The 23684-nt window shown below is 55.0% G+C and carries 20 protein-coding genes; 10 read left to right on the top strand and 10 right to left on the bottom strand.

What is annotated here, in order from left to right; all coding sequences use genetic code 11:
• Positions 1–14: 14 nt before the first annotated feature.
• The 3 genes from ACFPQ4_RS15945 to ACFPQ4_RS15955 all read right to left on the bottom strand — a co-directional run bounded on the left by ACFPQ4_RS15945 (position 15) and on the right by ACFPQ4_RS15955 (position 4441).
• Complete coding sequence (locus tag ACFPQ4_RS15945) at positions 15–2471, bottom strand: response regulator (RefSeq protein ID WP_378112865.1); 2457 nt, start codon at positions 2469–2471, stop codon at positions 15–17.
• Positions 2472–2573: 102 nt separating this feature from the next.
• A complete protein-coding gene (locus ACFPQ4_RS15950) occupies positions 2574–3452 on the bottom strand; it encodes a DUF72 domain-containing protein (protein WP_378112866.1) in 879 nt (292 codons plus the stop codon).
• Complete coding sequence (locus ACFPQ4_RS15955; RefSeq protein ID WP_378112867.1) at positions 3449–4441, bottom strand: Gfo/Idh/MocA family protein; 993 nt, start codon at positions 4439–4441, stop codon at positions 3449–3451. The genes ACFPQ4_RS15950 and ACFPQ4_RS15955 overlap by 4 nt, the downstream gene beginning before the upstream one ends.
• A gap of 431 nt (positions 4442–4872) precedes the next feature.
• On the opposite strand from ACFPQ4_RS15955, the gene ACFPQ4_RS15960 reads away from it, so the two are divergent.
• Positions 4873–5307 carry a hypothetical protein gene (locus ACFPQ4_RS15960; RefSeq protein ID WP_378112868.1) on the top strand — a complete coding sequence of 145 codons (435 nt, stop codon included), beginning with the start codon at positions 4873–4875 and terminating at the stop codon, positions 5305–5307.
• Positions 5304–6380, top strand: coding sequence for a phosphodiester glycosidase family protein (locus ACFPQ4_RS15965; RefSeq protein ID WP_378112869.1), 1077 nt, complete (start codon positions 5304–5306; stop codon positions 6378–6380). The genes ACFPQ4_RS15960 and ACFPQ4_RS15965 overlap by 4 nt, the downstream gene beginning before the upstream one ends.
• 67 nt (positions 6381–6447) lie before the next feature.
• Here the strand turns inward: ACFPQ4_RS15965 and ACFPQ4_RS15970 are convergent, their stop codons facing one another.
• Entirely contained in the window at positions 6448–7476 is a 1029-nt protein-coding gene (locus ACFPQ4_RS15970; RefSeq protein ID WP_378112870.1) for a TraB/GumN family protein, read from the bottom strand.
• A gap of 199 nt (positions 7477–7675) precedes the next feature.
• On the opposite strand from ACFPQ4_RS15970, the gene ACFPQ4_RS15975 reads away from it, so the two are divergent.
• Positions 7676–8017 carry a hypothetical protein gene (locus ACFPQ4_RS15975; RefSeq protein WP_378112871.1) on the top strand — a complete coding sequence of 114 codons (342 nt, stop codon included), beginning with the start codon at positions 7676–7678 and terminating at the stop codon, positions 8015–8017.
• An 8-nt stretch (positions 8018–8025) separates the two neighbouring features.
• Here the strand turns inward: ACFPQ4_RS15975 and hprK are convergent, their stop codons facing one another.
• The 3 genes from hprK to ACFPQ4_RS15990 form a co-directional block, all read right to left on the bottom strand.
• Positions 8026–8946 (bottom strand): HPr(Ser) kinase/phosphatase, encoded by a 921-nt coding sequence (hprK, locus tag ACFPQ4_RS15980; protein ID WP_378112872.1) that lies wholly within the window; start codon positions 8944–8946, stop codon positions 8026–8028.
• 67 nt (positions 8947–9013) lie between these two features.
• Positions 9014–9823, bottom strand: coding sequence for a hypothetical protein (locus ACFPQ4_RS15985; protein ID WP_378112873.1), 810 nt, complete (start codon positions 9821–9823; stop codon positions 9014–9016).
• A gap of 30 nt (positions 9824–9853) precedes the next feature.
• Complete coding sequence (locus ACFPQ4_RS15990; RefSeq protein WP_378112874.1) at positions 9854–10429, bottom strand: ribonuclease H-like YkuK family protein; 576 nt, start codon at positions 10427–10429, stop codon at positions 9854–9856.
• A 181-nt stretch (positions 10430–10610) separates the two neighbouring features.
• On the opposite strand from ACFPQ4_RS15990, the gene ACFPQ4_RS15995 reads away from it, so the two are divergent.
• The 3 genes from ACFPQ4_RS15995 to ACFPQ4_RS16005 all read left to right on the top strand — a co-directional run bounded on the left by ACFPQ4_RS15995 (position 10611) and on the right by ACFPQ4_RS16005 (position 14774).
• The gene (locus ACFPQ4_RS15995; RefSeq protein ID WP_378112875.1) at positions 10611–13157 is read left to right on the top strand and encodes a beta-propeller domain-containing protein; all 2547 of its coding nucleotides are present in this window, start codon (positions 10611–10613) and stop codon (positions 13155–13157) included.
• Between the two features lie 127 nt (positions 13158–13284).
• Positions 13285–13938, top strand: a complete 654-nt coding sequence (locus tag ACFPQ4_RS16000) for a futalosine hydrolase (protein ID WP_378112876.1) — start codon at positions 13285–13287, stop codon at positions 13936–13938.
• The gene (locus tag ACFPQ4_RS16005) at positions 13935–14774 is read left to right on the top strand and encodes a 1,4-dihydroxy-6-naphthoate synthase (RefSeq protein ID WP_378112877.1); all 840 of its coding nucleotides are present in this window, start codon (positions 13935–13937) and stop codon (positions 14772–14774) included. Before ACFPQ4_RS16000 ends, ACFPQ4_RS16005 begins: the two co-directional genes overlap by 4 nt.
• A gap of 76 nt (positions 14775–14850) precedes the next feature.
• On the opposite strand, the gene ACFPQ4_RS16010 is transcribed toward ACFPQ4_RS16005, so the two are convergent.
• Positions 14851–15549 (bottom strand): hypothetical protein, encoded by a 699-nt coding sequence (locus ACFPQ4_RS16010; RefSeq protein WP_378112878.1) that lies wholly within the window; start codon positions 15547–15549, stop codon positions 14851–14853.
• A 771-nt stretch (positions 15550–16320) separates the two neighbouring features.
• Here ACFPQ4_RS16010 and ACFPQ4_RS16015 point away from each other — a divergent pair.
• On the top strand, positions 16321–19203 hold the full coding sequence (locus ACFPQ4_RS16015; RefSeq protein ID WP_378112879.1) for a 2-oxoglutarate dehydrogenase E1 component: 2883 nt from the start codon (positions 16321–16323) through the stop codon (positions 19201–19203).
• 6 nt (positions 19204–19209) lie between these two features.
• Entirely contained in the window at positions 19210–20475 is a 1266-nt protein-coding gene (gene odhB / locus ACFPQ4_RS16020; protein ID WP_378112880.1) for a 2-oxoglutarate dehydrogenase complex dihydrolipoyllysine-residue succinyltransferase, read from the top strand.
• Between the two features lie 60 nt (positions 20476–20535).
• Here the strand turns inward: odhB and ACFPQ4_RS16025 are convergent, their stop codons facing one another.
• Complete coding sequence (locus ACFPQ4_RS16025) at positions 20536–21426, bottom strand: phosphotransferase family protein (RefSeq protein WP_378112881.1); 891 nt, start codon at positions 21424–21426, stop codon at positions 20536–20538.
• Between the two features lie 5 nt (positions 21427–21431).
• Positions 21432–21611: a hypothetical protein gene (locus ACFPQ4_RS16030; protein ID WP_378112882.1), complete on the bottom strand. Its 180-nt coding sequence runs from the start codon at positions 21609–21611 to the stop codon at positions 21432–21434.
• Positions 21612–21766: 155 nt separating this feature from the next.
• Between ACFPQ4_RS16030 and ACFPQ4_RS16035 the strand changes: the two genes are divergently transcribed.
• A complete protein-coding gene (locus ACFPQ4_RS16035; RefSeq protein ID WP_378112883.1) occupies positions 21767–22141 on the top strand; it encodes a hypothetical protein in 375 nt (124 codons plus the stop codon).
• Entirely contained in the window at positions 22138–23682 is a 1545-nt protein-coding gene (locus tag ACFPQ4_RS16040) for a sensor histidine kinase (RefSeq protein ID WP_378112884.1), read from the top strand. Before ACFPQ4_RS16035 ends, ACFPQ4_RS16040 begins: the two co-directional genes overlap by 4 nt.
• Positions 23683–23684: the final 2 nt, after the last annotated feature.

A 23684-nucleotide genomic window follows, 5' to 3' on the forward strand; every position in this document is an offset into this window, starting at 1 on the left:
TGAATAAAGCTCCTTTAAATCGCCTTTTGAATTAACCGTTGGAGAACGCCGAACAATTGAATTCGATCGAACGGCTTTGTTATATACGCGTCCATTCCCGCTTCGATCACTTGTTCATGAACGCCTTTCATCGCATCGGCGGTCATAGCTATTATAGGCGTATGGCTCGCATGATCCATTCTCCGGATTCGTTTCGTTGCTTCGACTCCGTCCATGACGGGCATTTGCAAATCCATGAGAATAGCGTCATACCGCTTGAGGCTCGCCAGCTTGACGGCTTCTTCGCCGTTATCCGCCACTTCTACGATCATGCCGGCGTCTTTAAGAACTTCGCTGGCAACCAATTGATTAATCTCGTTATCTTCGACTAACAATACGACGGCTCTCTGCAACAGATCGAAGTTATCGGCCTGCTTGTACTCTTGCTCTCCTCCCTTTGATTCCGGAAGCAACAAAGCATTGAGTTCACGATATAAGCTCGATTGACTAAGCGGATACTGCAGCACTTTATCAAAGGCCGTCAAATATTCGGGATGCTGTAGCTGTCGATCGTAATAAGCGCTGATCAGTATAATAGGCCGCTTAGACGATAGGCTCGCCCTTCTCATTCGATCCGCGAGCTGGATGACGTTCGCCGTCTTAAGCTTCCAATCTATGATAACCAAGTCATAGCCTTCGTGATCAGCGTTTTGCGAATCGGCGATGACGACCGCGGACGCGAACTTTTCAAGCTGGTTGTTCAAAACGAGCTTCATTTCATCGTCGTCGCATAAGAGCAACACGCGAAGGTTTTGCCTAGGCGATTCTTTTTCTTTACCGGAGCTCGTCTTCCCGCTCCCGTCAAACTCCGCGGTGAACGTAAAACAGCTACCTCGACCAATTTCGCTTTCGATATGCAGCTCCCCGCCCATAAGCTCGATAAGGTTTTTACTGATGACCAACCCGAGGCCCGTCCCCCCGTACTTCCGCGTCGTAGACATATCTGCTTGCGTAAACTCTTGAAGCAAATTGCTTTGTTGCGCCTCCGTCATCCCGATGCCCGTATCGCGAACGGAAAATCGCAGTCTAACGCCATGCTCTCCGATAGACTCAAGCCCTACCGAAATCGAAACTTCCCCGTTCTCCGTGAACTTCACGGCATTATTCGTAAAGTTCAACAAGATTTGATTCAGACGGAACGGATCGCCCCGCAACCTATTCGGAACGGCGTGATGGATATGGCAGCGCAGCTTCAAATTTTTCTCAAACGCTTTTAAGCTGATAATATTCGAAATTTCGTTAATGACCTGATACAAGTCGAAATCGATTTTCTCCAATTCTACTTTCTCGGCTTCGATCTTCGAAAAGTCCAAAATATCGTTGACGATATGCAGCAGGTTTTTGGCCGACATAATGGATTTGCTTACATAATCTTGTTGGGTCTCGTGCAGCGTCGTTTGTTGCAGCAAATAATTCAATCCGATTATGGCATTGATAGGCGTGCGAATTTCGTGGCTCATTCGCGCCAGGAATCTACTTTTGGCTTTATTAGCTTCGTCCGCCTCTTCTTTTTGCTTCCGATCGGTAAGGTCCATACCCGATATTATGATTTCCCCGACTTCCCCTTTTTCATAGACAGGCTGCATCGTGATCAAGATCCCGGATTCTTTAATTCCGGGTTCATAAGTAACCATTTCCCCTTGAAACACGCGATCGAAGCACGCTCTTACGTATTCTTGTTCGGTTATCGAAAGCACGGTAATTTCGTCGAGCGTTTTCCCTTCGAAGTCTTCGGGCTTCCATCCCTTTTCACTCAACAGTTGACCTTCCGCTAGCGTGTATAGGTAAGTTCCCGGATCAGTTCTTACAACCGTTGCCGTAAATCCGGGCTGAGAGCGGAGCAACCTTTGGAGTCCCTTTTGCATGGAACGGATTTGTTGCTCCAGTTGCTCCGAGCGAATTAAGTAGGAAAGCAGGTAAGCTGCGATTAACCCGCCCAAGCAATTGAAGGCGCATATTATCCCTAAAATGTGGAGGGGCATGTTCAGAACGAAGAAGCCGACGCTCATCATGATCGCGACTAACCATACCATAAAGCCAATCCAACGATACCAATAGTACTTGATCCATCGGATAATGACCACCGAGCCGCATACGTAAAGGACCAACATAACGAGCGCGCTCCAAGAGGCTTCCGACCACGGAAGGATGCACAATCTGCATACGATCATGATCGCTCCAGCAATACCAGCTGCCCCGAACCCGCCGAACGAAGCGGCTACCGACACCGGAATATACCTTAAATCGATAATAATCGTGCTCGAATAGCGCATGCCGTAATAGATGAGCACGGTGCCGAAAACGCCTTGCACGATTCCTAAGACGATTTTTTGCTTCCAGTCCAGAACCAACCGATTTTTAATGAAAAGATGGCTGAAGAAAAACGTAAAAACCGTAATGAACGCGATGTTGACAATGAGGTCTTTAAGCATCTAGGTGCACCGCCATAGTAGTTTGTTCTACATTTTTCGACAAAAAGCGCAAAAACCCTTTTCGATAAGCCTCCGGTTCGCCGCTTGTCAGCAACCGGGTGCTTAGTCTTCCGTCTGAAACAGGTCGAGCTGTCGCGGAATTTCTCTCGTCGTCTGACCAAGCATGCGCATGAATTGCTTAGCGTTGCCCGCGGCATGCCCGCCCGAGTTGTTGTTGAACAACACGCATATTTGCTTCGTTTCCTTAAGCAGCAACGCGATCCCGTTTACCCACTCCGCCAGCTCTTCCCCGTTATATTGATACAAATAGCGGATCTCCCGCCAGTTAGGCGATCCGCTCTGATTCCAGCCTGCAACGTTACGGCCATGCATGCGGACGATCGTCACGTCCCCGGTCGTCGCCGCGAGCACCGTCGGAATCGAACCGGATCCCGCTTGCGGCTCATCGCAGACGCTATGAATCCAGCCCTGCTCCTTCATGAAGGCTAACGTTTTGTCTCGATAAGCGGGAGAGAACCAGCTCTGGTGGCGGAACTCAAGCGCGCAAGGAACGTCGCCCATTCGCCTCTTCGTCTCTCTTAGAAGACTAACGTTTTCCTTCGTACAATCGAACCACGGCGGGTACTGGAACAACGCGGCGATGAGCTTGCCGGATTCCTTAATCGGCTTGATCGACTCGTGGAAAGCCGCGTACATCGCGTCCGTGCTCTCGAACGGCATTTTACCGCGCTGATGTCCGGTCATCCCCTGATACGCCTTCACGACGAACCGGAACGAAGCCGGCGTATCCGCCACCCAGCGGGCGGAACGATCCGGAGATTGGATAGCGTAGAACGAGCTGTCCACTTCGACGACGGGAAAAAACTCGCTATATTGCGTTAACCGGTCTTTGGACGGCGTCCCCGGAGGGTACAGCTCGTTATGGTCGCCCCACCCCGCCAGTCCGACGATGACGTTGTCCGATTCGAATCGCCCGTTCATTCGCTTATGCGGTCGGCCGGGTAGACGAGCCCGATCTGCTTGCGCGATTCGTCCATGATGCGGAGAGCGTTAAGGGAATTCCGCCAGGAGTTCGTAGGTGACTCTGGTTGGCCGCTGGCGACGAGATCGATGAAATGCTCCGTCTCGTAATACATGAATTTGTTCGGCTGCGGTCTCGTCAACGTCTCGATGGTACCGTCCCTGTAGCGGATTTCCACGTGCTCCGGCGTGTTGATTTTATCGATGACCATCGTCGCGTTCTCTCCTTGAATTTCGGCGGGCGCGTAGGAGGTCGATATTTTCGAGTATAGGATCGAGGCGTTCATATCCCCGTAGTTCAGTTGCAGATTACCTTGGCCGTCCACGCCGGATTCGAGCATGTACGCATCTGCTTGAACGCGCTGCGGCTCGCCGAACAGCGTAACGAGCGCATAGATGCAGTAGATGCCGAGGTCCATGAGCGCACCGTTCGAAAGCTCCGGCTTGAACGCGTTCATGACGTTGCCTTCCTTGTAAGCATCGTAGCGCGAGGAGTATTGGCAGTAGCTCGCAAAATAACGCCGGATTTTCCCCAGCTTATGCAGGTTGTCCTCGATCGCGCGGAAGTTCGGCAGGTGCGTCGTGAGCAACGCCTCCATGAAGGTTACGCTGTTGCGCTTGGCGGCTTCGAGCATGCGCTCGAGCTCGGGAACGTTGGAAGCGACGGGCTTCTCGCACAGCACGTGCTTGCCTTCGTTCATGCAGACGATCGCATGCTCCGCGTGCAAAAAATTGGGCGTGGCGATGTAGACGGCGTCGAACTCCCGGCTCGCCGCGAAGGCATCCAAGTCGGCGTACGCGTGCGCCGCCCCGTGCTTGTCCGCGAATTCGCGCGCCTTTGCTTCCGTTCTCGAATATACCGCGGTCAGCGCGAACCGGTCGCTCTCCCGCGCCGCTTCGATGAATCGCTCCGTTATCCAGTTCGTTCCGATTATTCCGAATCTAATCATGATGGTCTTCCTTTCGGTAAGCTGTCATTGCACTATGGCTCTATTTTAACCGTAAACGGCGTCGATTGCCTACTTTTGACACGGGGCTCCGGCGTAGCTGGCAGCTCCAACGGTGTCCCGCGCCGTTGCGGCGTGACAATCGCCGGATTTGCTTCTTCAACGGTGTCTGGCACCGTTGCGGCGCGACAATCGCCGGATTTGCTTCCCCAACGGTGTCTGGCACCGTTGCGGCGCGACAATCGCCGGATTTGTTTCTCCAACGGTGTCTCACACCGTTGCGGACCTCTACGCATCCATCCTTATCCACCCAATGTTACAATCCTATTAAAATCGCAACCTTTTTTCCCCGCTGCCGTTCAATATACGTTATCCTATACAGAGTCTTTAAGGCTTTGCCCGCAAATCAACTAGAGAGGTGCGCTTTACCGCTTATGAGAACGACTGATTCACCAACGCCATCCGTCACGGAAACTTACCGTCATTCCGCTTCGAACAAACGCAGTCCCGCAGCCACCGTTATTTTCGTCCTTCTATGGTTCGTCTTGATCGGAGGCGGCGTCGCCGGCGCCAAATGGTACTCCGACCGCATCCAGAACCAAGTTTCCGCCGATCTGCAAGCGCAGACGGCTTCGCAAATCTCGCTCATGCAAATCGACTACGACGCGCGAATGACTAAGCTCGAGGGCGACTACCAAGCCCAGCTCGCCCAAATGCAAAGCAAGATCGATGCGCTCAACGAGCTGCTGACGTTCACCAAAGATAACGCCGATACGAAGACGGACAACAGCAACAAGCTGTATACGCAATTGGCCGACGTCAAAAAACAGCTCGCCGAGCTGAAAAAGAACTTGGACGTGCTCAAATGAGCGCGATAGGCGTTCGCGGTCTCAACCGCACGATGCTGCTAGCTTGCGCGCCGTTCGTCGGCCTGCTCGCGTGGCTCGCAATCGGCAACGTGGCGGTCAGCTTGACCGAGGAAGCTTTCCCGCAGCATGCGGCAACGAATATCGACCCTGCCGCCTTATCCGGCAACGCTCTGAACGGCCTAGCTGAAGCCGAGTCGTCCGCCGCGATCACCGGCAAGATGATCAAACGCCAGCTGCAGCTATATAACCAGACGAACGCCGATATGAAGAAGATCGCCAGCATGGCAACCGCGCAATCGTCCCGGCCTTATCAAATTTACGATAAGCGCATTACCGGCAAGCTCGGCAAGCCTGCCGCGACGATCAATACGGACAAGCTACGCGCTCAGCTCTTCTACCTCTCGAACGAAAACTTCAGCAGCTATGCGCTCAAAGTTCAGTTGAAGGACGAAGACGCCATGAAGCTCGTCCTCGCGGAAGACAAGCCCGGCAAAGCGGAGACGACCTTGAACGCCGTCAAGCGCAGCAACGCCTCGATCGGCGTCAACGCGGGCGGATTCGCCGACAGCCGAGCCGGCCGTTTCCCGCTCAGCACGACGATCGTGGACGGCGAATACGTCGGATCGTTCCAAGCGAGCTACAAAGATCTGTTCTTCGTCGGCATGAGCGCAAACAATAAGCTGATCGGCGGCAAATTCGGCAACCAGTCGGAGCTCGACGCCTTGAAGCCGAAGTTCGGCGCTTCCTTCGTTCCCGTGCTGCTCGAGAACGGTCGCAAGACGTCGATTCCCGCCAAGTGGCAAAGCAGCCCTAGACGGGCACCGCGAACCGTCGTCGCCAGCTATAAAGACGACCAACTGCTGTTCATCGTCGCGGACGGCTACAACGAGCACGGCAGCTCCGGCGCCACGCTCGAAGAGATGCAATCGCTGCTGAAACGTTACGGCGCGATCGACGGATACAACCTCGACGGCGGCGGCTCGTCGACGCTCGTATGGGGCGGCCGCGTCATCAACCACCCTTCGGACGGTTCGCTTCGCAAGCTGCCTACGAACTTCGTCTTTTTCAAATAAGCGCCCTACCACAAAAGGCTGTCGGCCCGTCCGGGAACCTCCCGGCCAGGCGAACAGCCTTTTTTCTCTACTCGATGAACTCTACCGTATAACCCTTGCTCTCGAGCTGCGCGACCAAGCCATGCTCCCCGACCATATGCAACGAGCCTACCGCGAACATGTAGGTACCCGCTTCGCCGCTTTGCAAATAATCGTCGATCTTCTCGACCATGCCTTCGTTACGGCTCACCAGAAGCCCGTTATCGTATTCGTCGAACAAATCGCCCATCGTTTGGCGGCCTTCTTTGACATAAGAGTCATGCATCGCTTCCAAAATTTTAAGATCGCCCAGCGTCCACATGTCGAGCAATTGCTTGTATCCGATCGAAGCCGTGGCCGCCCCGGTTACGGTCTGATGGAAGTAAAGCTGCTGAAGCTCTTCGGAAAAGCCGTCGAACAGACTGAGTTGCGATTCCGCGCTTTCCAGCTCGATCACCGTCTTGCCCGTCTCGTGCGCTTCTTTGGCGAGATGCACGTCGATGCCGTCCGTTTCCTTGTATTTCGTCGCCGGCAAACTCTCTAACGTCATTGCGGCGTACCAAGGCTCGTACTGATCGAACGCGCTCGCGCCGACGATTCCGACCGACTTCTTCATGAGCTGCTCGAATTTCGAGTAATCGTCTTCGGACACGTAGTCTTGCAGCTTCGTCCCGTCCGTCAGCAGCGCTTGCTTAGCGACGAGCGTAGCGAGCGCCAGCTGATTGACCTTCGTCAAATCGAGCTCCAGCCCGATATAATCCGAATCCGCCACCGCTTGCTCCAAGTCCGGGTCTAGCGGATACATGTCCTTCCTCGCCACGTGAATCGTCCCCGCCAAGTAACCCGGGTTCGTCCCTCCGGTCACCCGCCATAGAAAACCTTTCGACCCCGGAGCCTTCGGTTCGGTCTCGCCCGAAGCGATTGCCGAGGACGAGGCCGGTGCGGAATCGCTTGCCGACGCGGTTGGCTCCGACACTCCTGACGAAGACTTCGAATCGTCATCAACTCCGGAACGGCATGCCGCCATCGACGCGATCAATAGCGCCAATGATATTCCCATTACATAACGTCTGATCACGATCGTTCTCCCCCTGAGTCTATCAATCACTCTTTTTGTCTAATGCGCCCCTCGTCGCCGCTCGCCCCGCTTCGACATTTCCCGGGGAATAACGACTTCATGCGGTGTGCGCGCAATATTGTTATCGCGATTAGGTATATTTCGGAAGAGAGGTTCATAGCTTTCATCATCTAGCATTATTTTTTAAGAGGTGAACGCCATGCGGCCGGAACGGCTTACGCTCTATTGCCAATTGAAAGAAGAACAGAAACGAATCGAAGACGCGCTCGAGACGCTTCGCGAAGAGATCATCGCGGCTTATGCGACCGACGCCGAATTAAAACTGCCCGATTATACGCTTAAAATCATTTATCAAGAGAAAAAAGTGTACGACGACCAGCAAGTGTTCGCCGCGCTTCCGGATCCCGAGCTTTGGAAAGCGGTGTGCCGGGCTGATCCGACGAAAATCAACGCGCTCGTGAAATCGAAACTGCTGCCGGAACAGTTACTGGAAGGCACTTACCGGACGACGCGAACCGCTTACTTGTACGTGCAGCCATAACTTATGGCTTACCCGCCCGCCATCTCGTCCTCTAACCGCTTCATGAACTCCTCCGCGGCGCTGTATCCCTGCTGCTTCAAGTACCAATTGTTCGCCGCCGCTTCGATCATGCCGGCTACGTCGCGACCCGGCTGCAACTGAATTTCAATGTACGGAATCCGCACGCCCATGTATTCCGAGAACTTAGGCTCCAGTTCCAAGTCGTTGTTAAGCGTGTTATCCTGCCAATGCGTCAGCTCGATATCGAGCACGATCCGCGATTCGTCTTGGAACGCTTTGCGGCCATAGAGCCGAACGACGTTCACGAGCCCGATGCTGCGCAGCGCCAGAAATTCCCGCGTCGTCTCGTTATGCGAACCGAGCAGCGTCTGCGGGCTCAGCTTCTTCAGGACGACGATATCGTCCGCGACGAGACGGTGGCCGCGCCGGATGAGCGTGTGCGCCGTCTCGCTTTTGCCGATGCCTGACTTGCCCCGCAGCAAAATGCCGATCCCCGACACGTTGACGCATACGCCATGAACGGCGATCTCGGGCGCTAACGCCTTCATCAGGTAGGCGTCCAGCTTCGCGATGAACTCCGTCGTCTTCTCGCTTGTCCGCAGCAACGGAATGCCTTCCTGCTCGCAATAGATCGTCAAATATTTCAAGCCTTCCTGATTCGACGTCACGATGAAGCAGGGGGGATGGTATTTCACGACGTTGCCGATGTGCAAATTGCGTTCTTCTTCGGTCAGCTTATGTAAATAGTTGATTTCTTTGCGTCCGAGCACTTGAACCCGTTCCATCGGGAAGAAATCGAAATACCCGACGAACTCCAGTCCGGGCCGATGCGCCCTTGCCTTCGTAATCTCGCGACCGAGCCGATCCCCGCCAGACAGTACCTCCAGCTTGAACTTCTCCTGCAAGCTTGCAACCGTAATCGACTTCATCTTCTTCCCTCCGCGATTAACATAACTGCGATATATAGTTCACCGGAAGGCCGCCTTTTTCCTGCCGTCAATCCACGCCGATCATCTGGAGCACCGCTCTTCCGTCGCCCGACAGCATCGCTTCCCGGGTCGATAATTGGGAAGAACCGTCGCCATCGAGGAAAATCCCGTCGATTAACCGGTGCGCTTCCGCGTTCCCGTATTCGAGGATGGCTTTGCGATAGTCTTCAGCCGTGCACCGAACGTCCGTTACGAACAGGTACACTTGTCCTTTCCCGTCGTAAGCCATGGCGCTGCGAAGCCGGAACTCGTCCGGCACCGGAATCGCCTCCGTCTCCGCTTGCGCGCGCCAACGGACATCGTCGCGAAGGTTTAAGCTGATGCCGCCTTGCGCCCAGTACCGGGACCGGTCTTGGACTTTTATCTGGTCCGCGTCGCTTACGACCTGCACCGAGAATAAGCCGGTATCCCCGTCGTAGACGAGCGTTCCGCGGGCGTATTTGGCGTTGAACCACCCTGAACCGCGTTGACCCTTCGTCCCGCCTGCGGGTTGATCATTTTCCACGGCGATGCTTAACAGCTGTTTTTCCCAGAAAAATCCTCCGTTCACGCCTACAATGCCGGTTCTCGTAACGTTGTCGTCCACGATTCGCAAATGAACGGCTCCCGGCACGGTTTTAACGACATGCAAGGAGACGTTGTTCGCGGCGATGAAATGCTCATAGCTGTATTGGTCGCCGGTCGGCTCGGGCTGAACGGACTTCGGAATCGACAGATGGGTTAATACATAGATCGCTAGAGCTAGAACCGCCCCGGCGATATAAAACACTTTGAATCGGAATAGATGCCGTATGAGGGCCGAGAATGTTGTGCGCAATGCGATACCCCTTGCTTCGGATGTTGTTAGTTAGGAAATCGTGGAGAACGGCCGCTTCGTGTATCGGTTCGCATAGGAGGAAGCCGCATAAGCATAAGGCTTCACCCGCGGCGCATACTGCCCCGTCGACAGAACGCAATCCGCCATCTCTTGCACGTATTGCGCGGTTTTGTTCACGTGCATGACGGTCCCCGCGTCGATATCGATGAAAGCCAGAAGGGAGGCTCCCGACTTTGCGTTAAGGGTTTGCGGCTTCAAGCAGCTTCTCAGTTCGTCCGGATCGAAGCGGTGAGCGATTTGTTGCGAAAATATCGTCTCTAGCATCAGCTTTTCTCGAATCTTTGTCAATTCCCTCGGAACGGCAAACTGCCGATAGCACGCCCAAGCGCCTTGACCTAGCCTATGAATGACGACGCCGGTCGCGAACTTCGTATACCCGCGGTGCACTTGGCTATCCGTACCGATAATGAAATGATAGTTCGACGCGGGCGCTTCGGCCACGAACTGCAAAACCCGCTCCCGCACGTCTTCCAATCCGAGACCCCGCTCGGTTTTGTTCTGGAATACGATTCTTTCTGGCGCGCACATGCTGTGAAGCATTGTCATGAGACTCACCCCCTCAGACGGGCAAAACGACGGAACTCTACTATTGTATGACGGAGGGCGCTCGGCTCATTTTTATTAATTGCGGGCACTGCAACCATTTCGTTCCAATCTGCGTCAAAGAAGGTACCGAATGCAAAGAGTTACTACCATAGACGACTATTTTTCCTAGGGGGAAAATGAGATGGGCAAGAAAACGCTAATCGCGATGCTGTTCGCCAGCCTATTGCTGGCCGTACCTACCTTCGCGGCTCCTGCGAAGCCGTTGGCGACTTCGGCGGGTGCCGCGAAACCAGCGGCTTCGAGCAGCAAAATCGTAGTGAACGGCAAACAACTAAAGCTGAATACGGCCGCTTACGTCGTGAACAACGTCACGATGGTGCCGTTGCGTCAAATCGCCGAAGCTTTAGGCGCGAAAGTCTCGTGGGGCACCGATAGCAAAGGCCGTACGTTCGCGAAGCTGACGCGCGGCAAACGGACGGCGACGATTACGGTCGGCGTCGCTCAAATGATCTCGGACGGCAGAACGTTTAAGCTCGAAGTCGCCCCGGCGCTGCGATCGGGTTCGATTATGGTGCCGCTGCGCGCGATTTCGGAAGCACTCGGTACTATCGTCGCGTGGGACGGCATCGGCAACGTCATTCATATCGACGATCCGAAGCAGCTTCCGGTCGTCGGAACGCAGAAGAAGCTCGAAGAGCTGCTGGGGAACATCCAGCGAAACACCGGCGTTTATTATGAGAAGGGTACTTCCGGCGCCATCGCTTCCGAGTCTGCCCCGCAGGCTCCGCAAGCCGCGGCATCGCCGTCGGCGGACGCAAGCGATTCGGGCGGATCGGGTGGATCGGCTGATGATTATTCGCGTACCAACATCCAAGTCGAAGGCGTCGACGAAGCCGACTGGGCGAAAACCGACGGCAAGTTCGTCTATCAGATTAGCGGGAATCGCGTGCTGATCTCTAGCATTGCTGATCCATCCGCGCCAAAGCTCGCCTCCGTGCTGGAATATAAGGCAGAAGACAATTTTTACCCGCTTGAGATGTACGTCGACGACCATCGCCTTGTCGTCATCGGGCAGCATAACGTCGCCGTGCCGATTGCAGTCTCGGATTCGGGTTCGGGTTCGGGAGCCGGATCTAGCTCCAATTCGGGCTCGAGCGCGAGCACTCCAATGGCGCCGGTGCCGGACGGCAAGCGCGCGAGCATTATGCCGATCGTACCTACGGTCAGCACGGTGCAGACGAAGATCTACGCGCTCGGCGATGACGGCAAGCCTACTCTGAAGCGCCAGACCGAGCAGGAAGGCAACTATATCAGCTCCCGCAAAATCGATGGCGCGCTCTATGTCGTGACGAACAAGTACAACTACTACTATGGCTACTATACGATGGACAAAAGGGCGGTAACCGAAGGCGTAGCGGTTTCCCCCGCACCGGATGCGGCGAACACCTTCGAGCCGGTCTATAGCGACTCGGCTTCGGCCTCGGCGAAACAGCTGACCAAGCTGCCGCTAAGCGACATTCGCTACTTCCCGAACGCCGTCGAGAATAGCACAATGCTGATCGGCGCGCTCGATCTCGATCGGCCGGAGCAAGCTTATCAATTATCCGCCTATCTCGGTTCGGGCCAGACGATCTACGCATCGGCTAAGCATCTGTACGTTGCGATCGCCAGATCGGTTCCGGGTAAAGACAACAATTATGAGACGGTGACGCAAATCTATAAATTCCGTCTCGACCAAGGCAACGTAATTTACGTCGGCGAAGGCAGCGTCCCCGGCAACGTTTTGAACCAATATTCGATGGATGAGCATAACGGCTACTTCCGGATCGCGACTACGAGAGATTCGTGGAACTCCGGAACTTACAGATCCTCCAACAATATGTACGTGCTCGACGAACAAATGAAGACGATCGGCGCGCTCGAGGATCTCGCTCCAGGCGAACGGATTTACTCGGCTCGATTTTTGGGCGGCAGAGCTTATATGGTAACGTTCCGCAACGTCGATCCGTTGTACGTGATCGATCTGCGCAGTCCGACGAAGCCCGCCGTGCTCGGCCAGCTGAAAATTCCGGGCTACAGCGACTACTTGCAGCCTTACGACGACAACCACATCATCGGATTCGGCAAGGAGACGGTCGAATTACCATCGAAAGGAATGGGCCAAGACGCGACGGTGGCGTTCTACCAAGGCCTCAAACTCGCGATGTTCGACGTCACCGACGTTAACAATCCGAAGGAAATGTTCAAAGAAGTCATCGGCGACCGCGGAACGAATTCCGAGCTTCTATCCAACCCTAAGGCGCTGTTGTTCTCCAAAGCAAAAGGACTGCTCGCGTTTCCGGTCGAACTGATGGAGATCAAAGACAAAGATCAAATCGAGCAAGGCGGCTTCCCGGCTTACGGCCAGTTCGTCTATCAAGGCGCGTACGTGTATAACGTCGACTTGAACAAGGGCTTCACCTTGCGCGGACGGATTACCCACCTGTCGAAGGACGATCTCGCGAAGAGCGGACAATACGGCTACGATTACCTCAAGTCGGTACGCCGCATCCTTTATGCCGGGAATACGCTGTACACGTTGTCCGAAACCATGCTTAAAGCGAATGACCTCGGCAGCTTGAGCGAACGCGGATCGCTTACGTATCCAGCCTATCAGACGACATACCCGAATTATGGCGGGCCGGCAATCGACGTTGCTCCGGTAGCGCCTCCGGCCGGCATCAAGTAACTTTAGTAACGGAACAAGACCGACGGATTCCAATATCCGCCGGTCTTGTTTTGTTGTACTCTCCTAATGCAAGAGACTATAATGAAGTAAGTTCAATGAACGGCAGGTAGAAGGAGACTCAACATCGATGTACGGAAAAATATTAGTCATGACCGCCGTATCGGCTGAGCGAGATGCCGTTCTGCGTGGGCTTGGGGAGAACGATCGGTTCGACGTGAAGCTAGCGGGCGTAGGCCCCGTCGCGGCGGCAGTCAATACGACGACGGCTTTGTTCGAAGCCGGCGGGTATGATCTGGTCATCAGCGCCGGTATCGCCGGCGGTTTCGAGGGACGAGCCGATATCGGCAACGTCGTCGTCTCGACCGCTATTATCGCCGCCGACTTAGGCGTCGAGACGCCGGACGGCTTCAGCAGCGTGGACGAGCTCGGCTTCGGCACCTCGCGCATAGGCGTGGACAAGCTTTTAGCCCGCCGTGTTGTAGATGCATTAAAGAATAGCAGTATCGTCGTAAGCAGCGGCCCGATCGTCACTGTGTCAACGGCAACCGGCACTGCGGAAACAACCGCCGAGCTAACGGCTCGCGTGCCCGGCGTTGCCGCCGAAGGCATGGAAGGCTACGGCGTAGCTGCCGCAGCCCATGCTCGCGGCTTGCCCGTCTTGGAAATTCGCGCGATCTCCAATCGCGTCGGCCCGCGCGATCGGTCGGCGTGGCGGATCGGAGATGCGCTCGCTTCGCTGGAAGCGGCATTCGCACGACTAACGGAGGGACTACTATCATGAGAATCGCTTACTCGCCTTGTCCGAACGATACTTTCGTCTTCCATGCCTGGGCGCATGGCCTTATTGCCGGAGCGCCCGAGTTGGACGTAACGTATGCGGATATCGACATTACGAATTACTTGGCCCTGCAAGGAGAAGGCCCGGAAGTCATGAAGATTTCCTATGCCGCTCTGCCTTGGGTGCTAGACAAATACGAATTATTGCCATGCGGCGGCGCTCTCGGCAGAGGCTGCGGTCCGCTTGTTTTGACCGCGGGCAAAGCCGCCGATCCGAAAGACCCGGCGCAGCTATCCGGCGCGGTAGTCGCCGTCCCGAGCGAGCGCTCCACCGCTTATTTGCTTTTCCGGCTTTGGGCGGCAAAACACGTGCCCGGCGGCGTAGGACAAATCGTCGTCATGCCGTTCCATGAAATCATGCCTGCCGTTCAGAGCGGACAAGTCGACGCGGGGCTTGTCATTCATGAAGCCCGCTTCACTTACGGCTCGTATGGACTGTCGTTGCTCGAAGATATGGGCAGCTGGTGGGAGAGCGATACCGGCTTGCCGATCCCGCTCGGCGCGATCATCGCCCGCCGGGGACTGGATACGAAGGCGATCGCGGGCTGGATTCGCGCATCGGTCGACTATGCTTGGACGCATCCGGAAGCTTCCCGCGATTACGTGAGGCAGCACGCGCAGGAGATGGATCCGGAAGTGGCCAAGGCGCACATCGAGCTCTACGTCAACGCATTTACCGCAGACCTGGGCGATGACGGATACGCAGCCGTCGAGAGCTTGCTTAGCCGGGCGATGGACGAAGGAATAGTGCCTGCGTTCGATTTGGCTAAACTACGATAAGCAACAATAAGAACAAAACACCTTCCCGTGGTCGCATTTTCGCGATTGGGAAGGTGTTTTGTTATGTTCGGGAGGTCTAAGCTTTCCGGTTTAGCAGCAACCCTTTCATAGGAAGCAGTAAATACGCTTGCTTGGAAGATCGATATGCGGTGCAAGGCTGCAGTTCCGGCACTTGCATATTGAGCAGACAAATAAGCGGCGTTTCGGTTATACGCTTGAACACTCTATGGATCGTCGTCGCAAGCACCGCCATCCCGACTAACGCCTTGTTCGCGTCGTGACCGTTCATGCGGACTTGCAGCCGTTCCTCGTCTAAACGAAGCCGGCCTTCAGCCGATTGGCTAATCCCGATGAACGCGAAGGCGGAAAGCAGCTTAAGATCGCTCAATGTTTGGCGGATACTCGGCCGCATATAGTCGTTCGCATCGCTAAGCCGAGCATGAATATCGTTATAACTTTGAACGAGTCGCTTTGCTTGTTCGATCACGACGGCTGCCGTCTCGGAGATCGCGCCCGGTGTCGAAGCCGCATCGCGCGGCACGTAGCTTATGCTCCGGAGCAATTCTCTCGTAACCGTCAACACGGACTGCGCGGTGCCAAGCAAGCTCACGAACCCGTCCATTGCCGTTCCGACGAGCTTGTCCTGCTTAACCGTCGGCAGGTTTCGTCGCGGCATAACATACGGCCGCCTTCTTGCCCGCTCGTCGTAGGTATGGCGCGTTATCGTCCACGGTACCGGCAATACGTTATTGGCATACATGGTGGAAGGAATCATCGTTCAGCACCTCAATGAACTCATGATTAGTGATACACTAACCATATCATTGTGATACATATTGTAACAATAATGCCTATGGATTACACCGTTGCCGAATTTTCGGCTATTTAGCGGTGCGTGGCACCGTTACACCTTCAACTCCCACACTTTTGCCGCTCTAAGCTCGCGAGGCACCGTTGCAACTCCAACTTCCACACCTTCGCCGCTCTAAGCTCGCGTGGCGCCGTTGCAACTCCAACTTCCACGCTTTCGGCGTTTTAATGGTGTGTGACACCGCTGTAGCGGACTTTTGCGGAGTTTCGGCGATTTAACGGTGTGTGACACCGCTGTAGCGGACTTTTGCGGAGTTTCGGTAATTTAACGGTATGTGGCACCGTTGCAGCGGACTTTTGCGGAGTTTCGGTAATTTAACGGTGTGTGGCACCGTTGCAGCGGACTTTTGCGGAGTTTCGGTAATTTAACGGTGTGTGGCACCGTTGCGACAGGAGATCGCAACTAAATGGGCATAGGCGATTTTCAAAAAGTTAAATATTCGACCCGTGCCCAAAATTTGAGCGAATGGGAGATAGAGAATCGGCATTTGAAGCATAATGTAGAAAGTTGCTTTTATCTGCGCGACCAACGTCTTGATTGATCTATTTTTTAGATCGTTATCATGTTTAATCATCATTTTTATATCTGACTCGAAAGCGTTAGAATAAAGCAGAAGCTACGCATCAAATGAGATGCGACACTAGGCAATCCAACATGAACATAGAGGGATGAGCAATGTCTGAATCGAAAGCAAGCTCACAAGGACAATGGCAGCAATTTTATGGCCCCAATCTGGGGTACATTCAGGAGCAGTACGAGCTATACGTTCAAGATCCTGAAGCGGTAAGCAAAGCTTATCGCGACTTGTTCGCGACTTGGGGAGCTCCTCCGCGTTCGGAAGCGCTCGCCGAGGCTGCCGAAACTCGCCTGGCTGCCGGCGGCAACGCCGCGACGCCGGATACGGGTTCGTTGAAGAAAGCAATCGCTGCCGGACAATTGGCATGGAATATTCGCGCGTTCGGCCACTTGGCCGCCGACATCGATCCGCTCGAGCTGAACCCTAAAGTCAGCTCGCGGATGATCGAACCCGCGACGTACGGCTTGACGGAAGCCGATCTTCGTAATCTGCCTCCGGAGTGCATCTGGGAAGATGCTCCTTATGCCCTAAGCAATAGCTGGGACGCTTATAAAAAGCTGCTCGAGGTGTACACCGGCCCGATCGCGTTCGAATTCGGTCACGTGCATAACGAAGATGAAATCAAATGGCTTACCAAGCAAGCGGAGACGGTCATTCCTTCCGGCAAACTTATCGCTTCCGAGCGCGAAGCGCTGCTTAGAAAACTGCTTGAAGCCGAGCAATTCGAAGACTTCCTGCAACGTACGTTCGTCGGACAGAAACGCTTCTCTGTCGAAGGCGTCGAAGCGCTCATTCCGATGCTGGACGAGATCGTGCACGAGCTTATTAACGACGGCGCCCGCAACATCGCGATGGGCATGGCGCACCGCGGCCGGTTGAACGTGCTCGCGCACGTGCTGGGCAAGCCTTACGGCAATATTTTCTCCGAGTTCCATCACTCGCCGAACAAGAACCTCATTCCGTCCGAAGGCTCGATCGGCATTAACTACGGCTGGACCGGCGACGTGAAGTACCACTTGGGCGCGAACCGTTCCATTCAGACCGGCGAGACCGCCGAAACGCGCCTTACGATGGCGAACAACCCGAGCCACTTGGAGTACGTCAACCCCGTCGTTGCCGGCTTCGCGCGCGCGGCGCAAGACAACCGTACCCAACCGGGATATCCGCAGCAAAACTTCGATTCCGCAGCGTCCATTATTATGCACGGCGATGCGGCGTTCTCTGGGGAAGGCATCGTAGCCGAGACTTTGAACTTTAACAACCTGCGCGGTTATTCGAACGGCGGCACGGTGCACATTATCGTGAACAACCGGATCGGCTTCACGACGGAAAGCTTCGACTCCCGCTCGACGCATTACTCGAGCGACGTGGCCAAAGGCTATGAAATTCCGATCGTGCACGTTAACGCCGACGAGCCGGAAGCGGTCATTGCGGTCGCCCGCATGGCGAGCGAATACCGGACGCTATTCAAGAAAGACTTCGTAATAGACTTGATCGGCTATCGCCGCTACGGCCACAACGAGACGGACGATCCGGAAACGACGCAGCCGCTCATCTACAAAAAAGTGAAGGCTCACTCCCCGGTCGCGCGTCTGTACGCAGATAAACTCGTGAGCGAAGGCACGCTGAGCGCGGATGCCGCCGAAACGATCAAGCAAGACGTGCTTCGCAAGCTGAAAGCCGCTTACGACCAAGTGAAGGGGCAAGAGCACAAAGATCCCGTTCACCAGTCGCATCCGCAAGGTAATGAGCTTGCTAGCAAACCAGTTACCGCCGTTAACGTCGATAAGCTTCGCGACATTAACAAAGGGTTGCTTAACTTCCCTAAAAGCTTCACTGTCTATCCGAAGCTGCAGCGCATTCTCGAGCGCCGCGCCGACGCGTTGAACGACGGCGAGAAAGTCGACTGGGGCCATGCGGAGACGCTTGCGTTCGCTTCGATTCTCGCGGACGGCACGCCGATTCGCTTGAGCGGTCAAGACGTAGAACGCGCGACGTTCGCGCACCGGAACCTCGTCTTGCACGATCCGACTTCGGGAGAGACGTTCTGCCCGCTGCACGAGCTTCCAGAGTCGAAAGCATCGTTCGCCGTTCATAACAGCCCGCTTTCCGAAGCAGGCGTACTCGGCTTCGAATATGGCTACAACGTATACTCGCCTGAGACGCTGACGATCTGGGAAGCGCAATACGGTGACTTCGTGAACGTCGCGCAAGTGCTGATCGACCAGTTCATCTCCGCCGGTCGTTCGAAATGGACGCAACGCTCCGGCTTGATCATGCTCCTCCCGCACGGCTACGAAGGCCAAGGACCCGAGCATTCGAGCGCGCGCATGGAACGTTTCTTGCAACTGTCTGGCGAAGAGAACTGGACGGTCGCGTACTTGTCCAGCGCGGCGCAATATTTCCACTTGCTTCGCCATCAAGCGGCGATCACGAACACCGATGCGGCCCGTCCGCTCGTCGTAATGGCGCCGAAGAGCTTGATTCGCAACCCGCACGTCGCTTCGCCGGCTTCCGCGCTGAGCGAAGGCTCCTTCCAGCCGGTGCTCGAACAACCGGGTCTCGGACAGCAACCGAAGCGCGTGGAACGCCTTGTCCTCTGTACCGGCAAAGTCGCGATCGACTTAGCCGACGAGATCGCCAAGACGCCGGACGCGGATCGCGACTGGTTGCATATCGCTCGCGTGGAACAGCTGTATCCGTTCCCTAAAGCGGAAATTCAAGCGATCGTCGATCGCTTCCCTGAACTGACCGAGATCGTCTGGGTTCAGGAAGAACCGAAGAACATGGGCGCTTGGAGCTTTATGGAGCCGCGCATTCGCGAGGTTGCGCCGGCGGAAGCGACTGTCAGCTATATCGGACGTCCCGAGCGTTCCAGCCCGGCAAGCGGCTTCCAACAAGTACACGTCCTCGAGCAGCAGTACATTCTTACGCAGACGCTGCTTAACAAAAAGAAATCGGCTGTTAAATCCGGGAGGTAACTTCGAATGCATGACATTATAATTCCGGCGATGGGCGAATCCATTACGGAAGGCACTATCTCCAAGTGGATCGTCAAAGTAGGAGACGCCGTTAAGCAAGGCGACCTGCTTCTCGAACTGGAGACCGACAAAGTAAACTTGGAAATTAGCGCCGAGCAAGACGGCGTACTGACCGCCATTCTCGCTAACGAAGGCGATACGGTCAAAATCGGCGAGTCCGTCGGCACGCTCGGCGCAGCAGGCGAAGCAGCGGCTCCGGTAGCGGTTGCTCCGACCGCAGCGCCTGCACCGACTCCGACCGCAGCGCCTGCTGCCCCTACGGCACCTGTAGCCGCTGCTCCGGTAGCCGTTCCTGCCGCATCGGCAAGCGACTCGCTCGCTTCTCCGGCTGCACGCAAGCTGGCTCGCGAGAAAGGCATCGATCTGAGCAGCGTAGCCGCTCGCGATCCGATCGGCCGCATCTCGCCGGCCGACGTGAAATCCGCAGGTAGCGCACCGGCACCTGCCGCTCCATCGGTAGCAGCCGCGCCTAGCCCGGCTTCGGACAAGACGGCTACCGCGAACTACGCGAAGCCCGAAGAGCGCAAGAAAATGTCCCGCCGTCGCATTACGATCGCGAAACGTCTCGTAGAAGCGCAACGTACCGCAGCGATGCTGACGACGTTCAACGAAGTCGACATGACGAGGATCATGGAACTCCGCAAACGCCGCAAGGACTCGTTCAAAGAGAAGCACGACGTCAACCTCGGCTTCATGTCGTTCTTCACGAAAGCGGTCGTCGGCGCGCTGAAAGCCTTCCCGCACTTGAACGCGGAAATTAGCGGCGACGACATCATCGTCAAGAAATATTACGACATCGGCATCGCGGTATCCGCGAAGGAAGGCTTGGTCGTTCCGGTCGTTCGCGAAGCGGACCGCCTTGGCTTCGCCGAAATCGAGCGCTCTATCGTGAACCTCGCGACCAAAGCGCGTAACAACACGCTTGAGATTTCCGAGCTGCAAGGCGGTACGTTCACGATTACGAACGGCGGCACCTTCGGCTCCCTGCTCTCGACGCCGATTCTGAACGCGCCGCAGGTCGGAATTCTCGGCATGCACAAGATTCAGCTTCGTCCGGTCGCGATCGACGCGGAACGCATGGAGAACCGTCCGATGATGTACATCGCCCTCTCCTACGACCATCGCATCGTCGACGGCGCGGAAGCGGTGCAGTTCCTCGTTAAAGTCAAGGAAATGCTCGAAGATCCGGAGACGCTCCTGATCGAAGGCTAATCCAAGCACAAGCGCAAGTAAGCGACTAAGTAACGTTTAAAAACCTGTTCCAGCCTCGCATCAATCGCGAGGGGGGAACAGGTTTTTGTTTTGTAAATAACGATTATCGCTTATGATTCCGATTGCCGTCTTCTTCGTCTTGGCGGGAGCAGGCACGTAGTTATGCCGATGTAGCAGCAACCATCTTAAGAAAGCGATGGCCTCGAACAACTCCAACTGCTCCTCGGGATAGGCGTTAAGGGACAAGTACGCCGTCTTCAAGCCGGCTGCGTGCCGCTCGGAGACGTATAGCCGAGTAATTACGACCATCCACATGAGATCGTATCTCGGATCGCCCAACTGACCGTTCGTCCAATCGATGGCGACGTACCGTCCGTCCGCCTCCACGAGATTGCCCAAGTGGAGATCGCCGTGAATGATATGCTCTTGCTTAAGCTTCGCATCCTCCACTAGCTGAAGCAGCAGCTGCCTTATATCCGGGTGCTCGGATATTCCAGGATAGAAATAGCCGACGAACTCGTACTTGCAAGCCCGAAATTCCACCGATGCCTCGTAAGGGTAGCGATGCACCGCCGCCATCAAGGCCGCTATCTTCCGTTGTCCTTGCTTGTCCAGCTTCTTAAGCGGCGCTCCGTCGTAAGACGTTAACAGCACGCTATGTCCCTCTTCGTCTTCCCCGACACCGATCGGCCTCGATACGGGGACGCCTTCCCCCCATAACGCCGACAGCAACCGATATTGGTAGGCGATATCCGGTCTCGATGACTTGTCCCACGCTTTAAGCACGTAGTTCGCATCGCCTAACGTGAGCTTATGTACGCTGGCTTCCAATCCGTCCTGCATCGGTTGCAAGACGACCGACTCCGCTTGGCTTAACAATAAGTCGATCTCGTCCGGCTTGACGGACCAACTTATTCGACTCAACAGTCGCCGCGCATCGTCCATCCCCATCGGCTTTATACGCCTGTTCTCTTCTTTTGATTGTTCGGTTTTTTCTTGATTTGACTTTTCATCGCCTTCACGTCCGTGCTGAAATGCCCGGTCCGATCTTGTCCTTGGCGTTGCGCTTGTTTTTTCTGTTCGAGCATGCGTTTCATCGCATCGCCTAGACTTACTTTTTTCTGTTCATCGCTCATATACGGTTCACCCTTCGTGGATAGTTGTCCCTAGTATAGCATAGGAAAACTTATGATTCATGTCCCATTCACCGCCTGAACGTTGCAGGAATTATTACCCACGCCATCGAATTAGATATTACGCTATATTTCCACAAGAATAATGAGGTGTCGACATGAAAAAAGAATTAATCGCGATCGTCTGCTGTCTAATGCTGACAGCATGTGGGAATAGTTCCGGCGGCTCAAGCAAGCAAGGGGCAAACCACAAGCCAAGCTTGGACGTCTCGTTGGCGATCGATGGAAGCAACGTTAAGGTTACCGTCGATACCGATCTGTCGATTTCCGCCGAGCATTACGGAATGGGACGCGAAGACGGCGAAGGGCATATTCATATGTACCTCGACGACAATGACAAAATCGGGGTTAAGGAACGGGTATACGAGTTCGAGGATTTGGCGCCGGGCCATCATAAATTGAAAATTAGCTTGCATAACAACGACCACACGCCATACGACGTTACGCAGACAAAGGAATTCGACATCAAATGACGACAGGAACGGTTAAACCGTCCGTTTTCCGCCGAATGAGCTTGCAAAGCAAGCTTCTCGTACTCGTAACGATCGTCACCGTCGGTCTCATGTCGATCATCGTCTGGTTCGATACGTACAGCCTCCGCAAATCCGTAGAGGAAACCTACGTAAGTCAGCTGGACGGCATGACGACCGCCATCAACGGCCGGTACGAGGAATCGCATTCCATCGAAGACGTGCAGCAGATTTTTGATTACATCCAATATAAGAATCCCGACGTTATCCAATTGACGCTGTATGGCGAGACGAACGTGCGAGCCTCCACCGACCGCAAGCGGATCGGAAGCCTTACACCGCCCGATCTGATAAGCATGATCGAGAGCGATCAGACGCTCGTAGACCATCTCCGCAACGAGGCCGACGGCATCCCGAAGGACCGGCTCACCGCGCCGCTTAAAGAAGACGGAGATACGATCGGCGCCATCGAACTGCTGATCGACACGTCGGACAGCATGGCGCTCATCAAGAAGCGCGTGCAGATCATCGTTATAGTCGGCTTAGCCATTACGGTTCTGTTGCTCGTCACGCTGTCTTACATTATCCGCAAGCTGCTCCTGCGTCCGCTCCTCAAAATTCGGACGGCCGCGGTATCCGTTAAGCAGGGACTGCCCTATAAAGAAATATCGCTCGATTCCAGCCAAGAGATTACAGAAGTCGCCTCCGCGTTCAACGAGATGGTCATCAATCTCGAAGGCCGCTACAGCGAGCTGAAGCAGGCGATGGAAATCGTGCAGCAGACGCAGAAGCAGCTGGTCGAGTCCGAGAAGATGGTCGCCTTGGGCAATCTCGTCGCCGGCGTCTCCCACGAGATCAATACGCCGATCGGGATCGGCGTCACCGCCGTCTCGTACATGGACGAGAAATCAAAAGAATTTCTCGCTATGTACGCCGCCAACAAGATGAAGCGTTCGGATCTGGAAGAGTATCTTCGCATGATCCAAGATACGACCGGAATGATTCAGACGAATCTATTCCGCGCTTCCGAGCTTATCCGAAGCTTCAAGCAGGTCGCCGTCGACAGCAGCGCGCAGACGAAGCGACGGTTCAAGCTGAAAGCCTATATCCAGGAAGTGCTAGTCAGCCTGCAGCCTAACCTAAAGAAAACGAAGCATCACGTCTCCGTAACCGGACCGGAAGAAATCGAGCTGTTCACCGATCCGGGCGCCATCTCGCAGCTGTTCACCAATCTCATCATGAACTCGCTCATCCACGCTTACCAAGCGGATGACGAAGGCCGAATCGAGATTCGACTCTCTGAACATAACGGCAAAGTAACGCTACGCTATTCAGACGACGGCAAAGGAATGCCGCCTGAAGTCGTCGATCAAATTTTCAACCCGTTCTTCACGACTAATCGCGGAGGCGGAGGCACGGGGCTCGGTATGCATATCGTGTACAACTTGGTCGTCCAATCGCTCGGCGGTACGATCGCGTGCGATAGCCAGCTTGGACAAGGTACCGCGTTCACGATTCAAATACCGATTCAGGAGGGGGCGTAACC

The organism is Cohnella yongneupensis (genome assembly GCF_042655785.1).
Taxonomy (GTDB): Bacteria; Bacillota; Bacilli; order Paenibacillales; family Paenibacillaceae; genus Cohnella; species Cohnella yongneupensis.

What these genes read in the sequence shown, in the direction of transcription:
- ACFPQ4_RS15945 (WP_378112865.1), bottom strand. Translation starts at nt 2,471, where the DNA reads ATGCTTAAAGACCTCATTGTCAACATCGCGTTCATTACGGTTTTTACG.
- ACFPQ4_RS15950 (WP_378112866.1), bottom strand. Translation starts at nt 3,452, where the DNA reads ATGAACGGGCGATTCGAATCGGACAACGTCATCGTCGGACTGGCGGGG.
- ACFPQ4_RS15955 (WP_378112867.1), bottom strand. Translation starts at nt 4,441, where the DNA reads ATGATTAGATTCGGAATAATCGGAACGAACTGGATAACGGAGCGATTC.
- ACFPQ4_RS15960 (WP_378112868.1), top strand. Translation starts at nt 4,873, where the DNA reads ATGAGAACGACTGATTCACCAACGCCATCCGTCACGGAAACTTACCGT.
- ACFPQ4_RS15965 (WP_378112869.1), top strand. Translation starts at nt 5,304, where the DNA reads ATGAGCGCGATAGGCGTTCGCGGTCTCAACCGCACGATGCTGCTAGCT.
- ACFPQ4_RS15975 (WP_378112871.1), top strand. Translation starts at nt 7,676, where the DNA reads ATGCGGCCGGAACGGCTTACGCTCTATTGCCAATTGAAAGAAGAACAG.
- hprK (WP_378112872.1), bottom strand. Translation starts at nt 8,946, where the DNA reads ATGAAGTCGATTACGGTTGCAAGCTTGCAGGAGAAGTTCAAGCTGGAG.
- ACFPQ4_RS15990 (WP_378112874.1), bottom strand. Translation starts at nt 10,429, where the DNA reads ATGACAATGCTTCACAGCATGTGCGCGCCAGAAAGAATCGTATTCCAG.
- ACFPQ4_RS15995 (WP_378112875.1), top strand. Translation starts at nt 10,611, where the DNA reads ATGGGCAAGAAAACGCTAATCGCGATGCTGTTCGCCAGCCTATTGCTG.
- ACFPQ4_RS16000 (WP_378112876.1), top strand. Translation starts at nt 13,285, where the DNA reads ATGTACGGAAAAATATTAGTCATGACCGCCGTATCGGCTGAGCGAGAT.
- ACFPQ4_RS16005 (WP_378112877.1), top strand. Translation starts at nt 13,935, where the DNA reads ATGAGAATCGCTTACTCGCCTTGTCCGAACGATACTTTCGTCTTCCAT.
- ACFPQ4_RS16010 (WP_378112878.1), bottom strand. Translation starts at nt 15,549, where the DNA reads ATGATTCCTTCCACCATGTATGCCAATAACGTATTGCCGGTACCGTGG.
- ACFPQ4_RS16015 (WP_378112879.1), top strand. Translation starts at nt 16,321, where the DNA reads ATGTCTGAATCGAAAGCAAGCTCACAAGGACAATGGCAGCAATTTTAT.
- odhB (WP_378112880.1), top strand. Translation starts at nt 19,210, where the DNA reads ATGCATGACATTATAATTCCGGCGATGGGCGAATCCATTACGGAAGGC.
- ACFPQ4_RS16025 (WP_378112881.1), bottom strand. Translation starts at nt 21,426, where the DNA reads ATGGGGATGGACGATGCGCGGCGACTGTTGAGTCGAATAAGTTGGTCC.
- ACFPQ4_RS16030 (WP_378112882.1), bottom strand. Translation starts at nt 21,611, where the DNA reads ATGAGCGATGAACAGAAAAAAGTAAGTCTAGGCGATGCGATGAAACGC.
- ACFPQ4_RS16035 (WP_378112883.1), top strand. Translation starts at nt 21,767, where the DNA reads ATGAAAAAAGAATTAATCGCGATCGTCTGCTGTCTAATGCTGACAGCA.
- ACFPQ4_RS16040 (WP_378112884.1), top strand. Translation starts at nt 22,138, where the DNA reads ATGACGACAGGAACGGTTAAACCGTCCGTTTTCCGCCGAATGAGCTTG.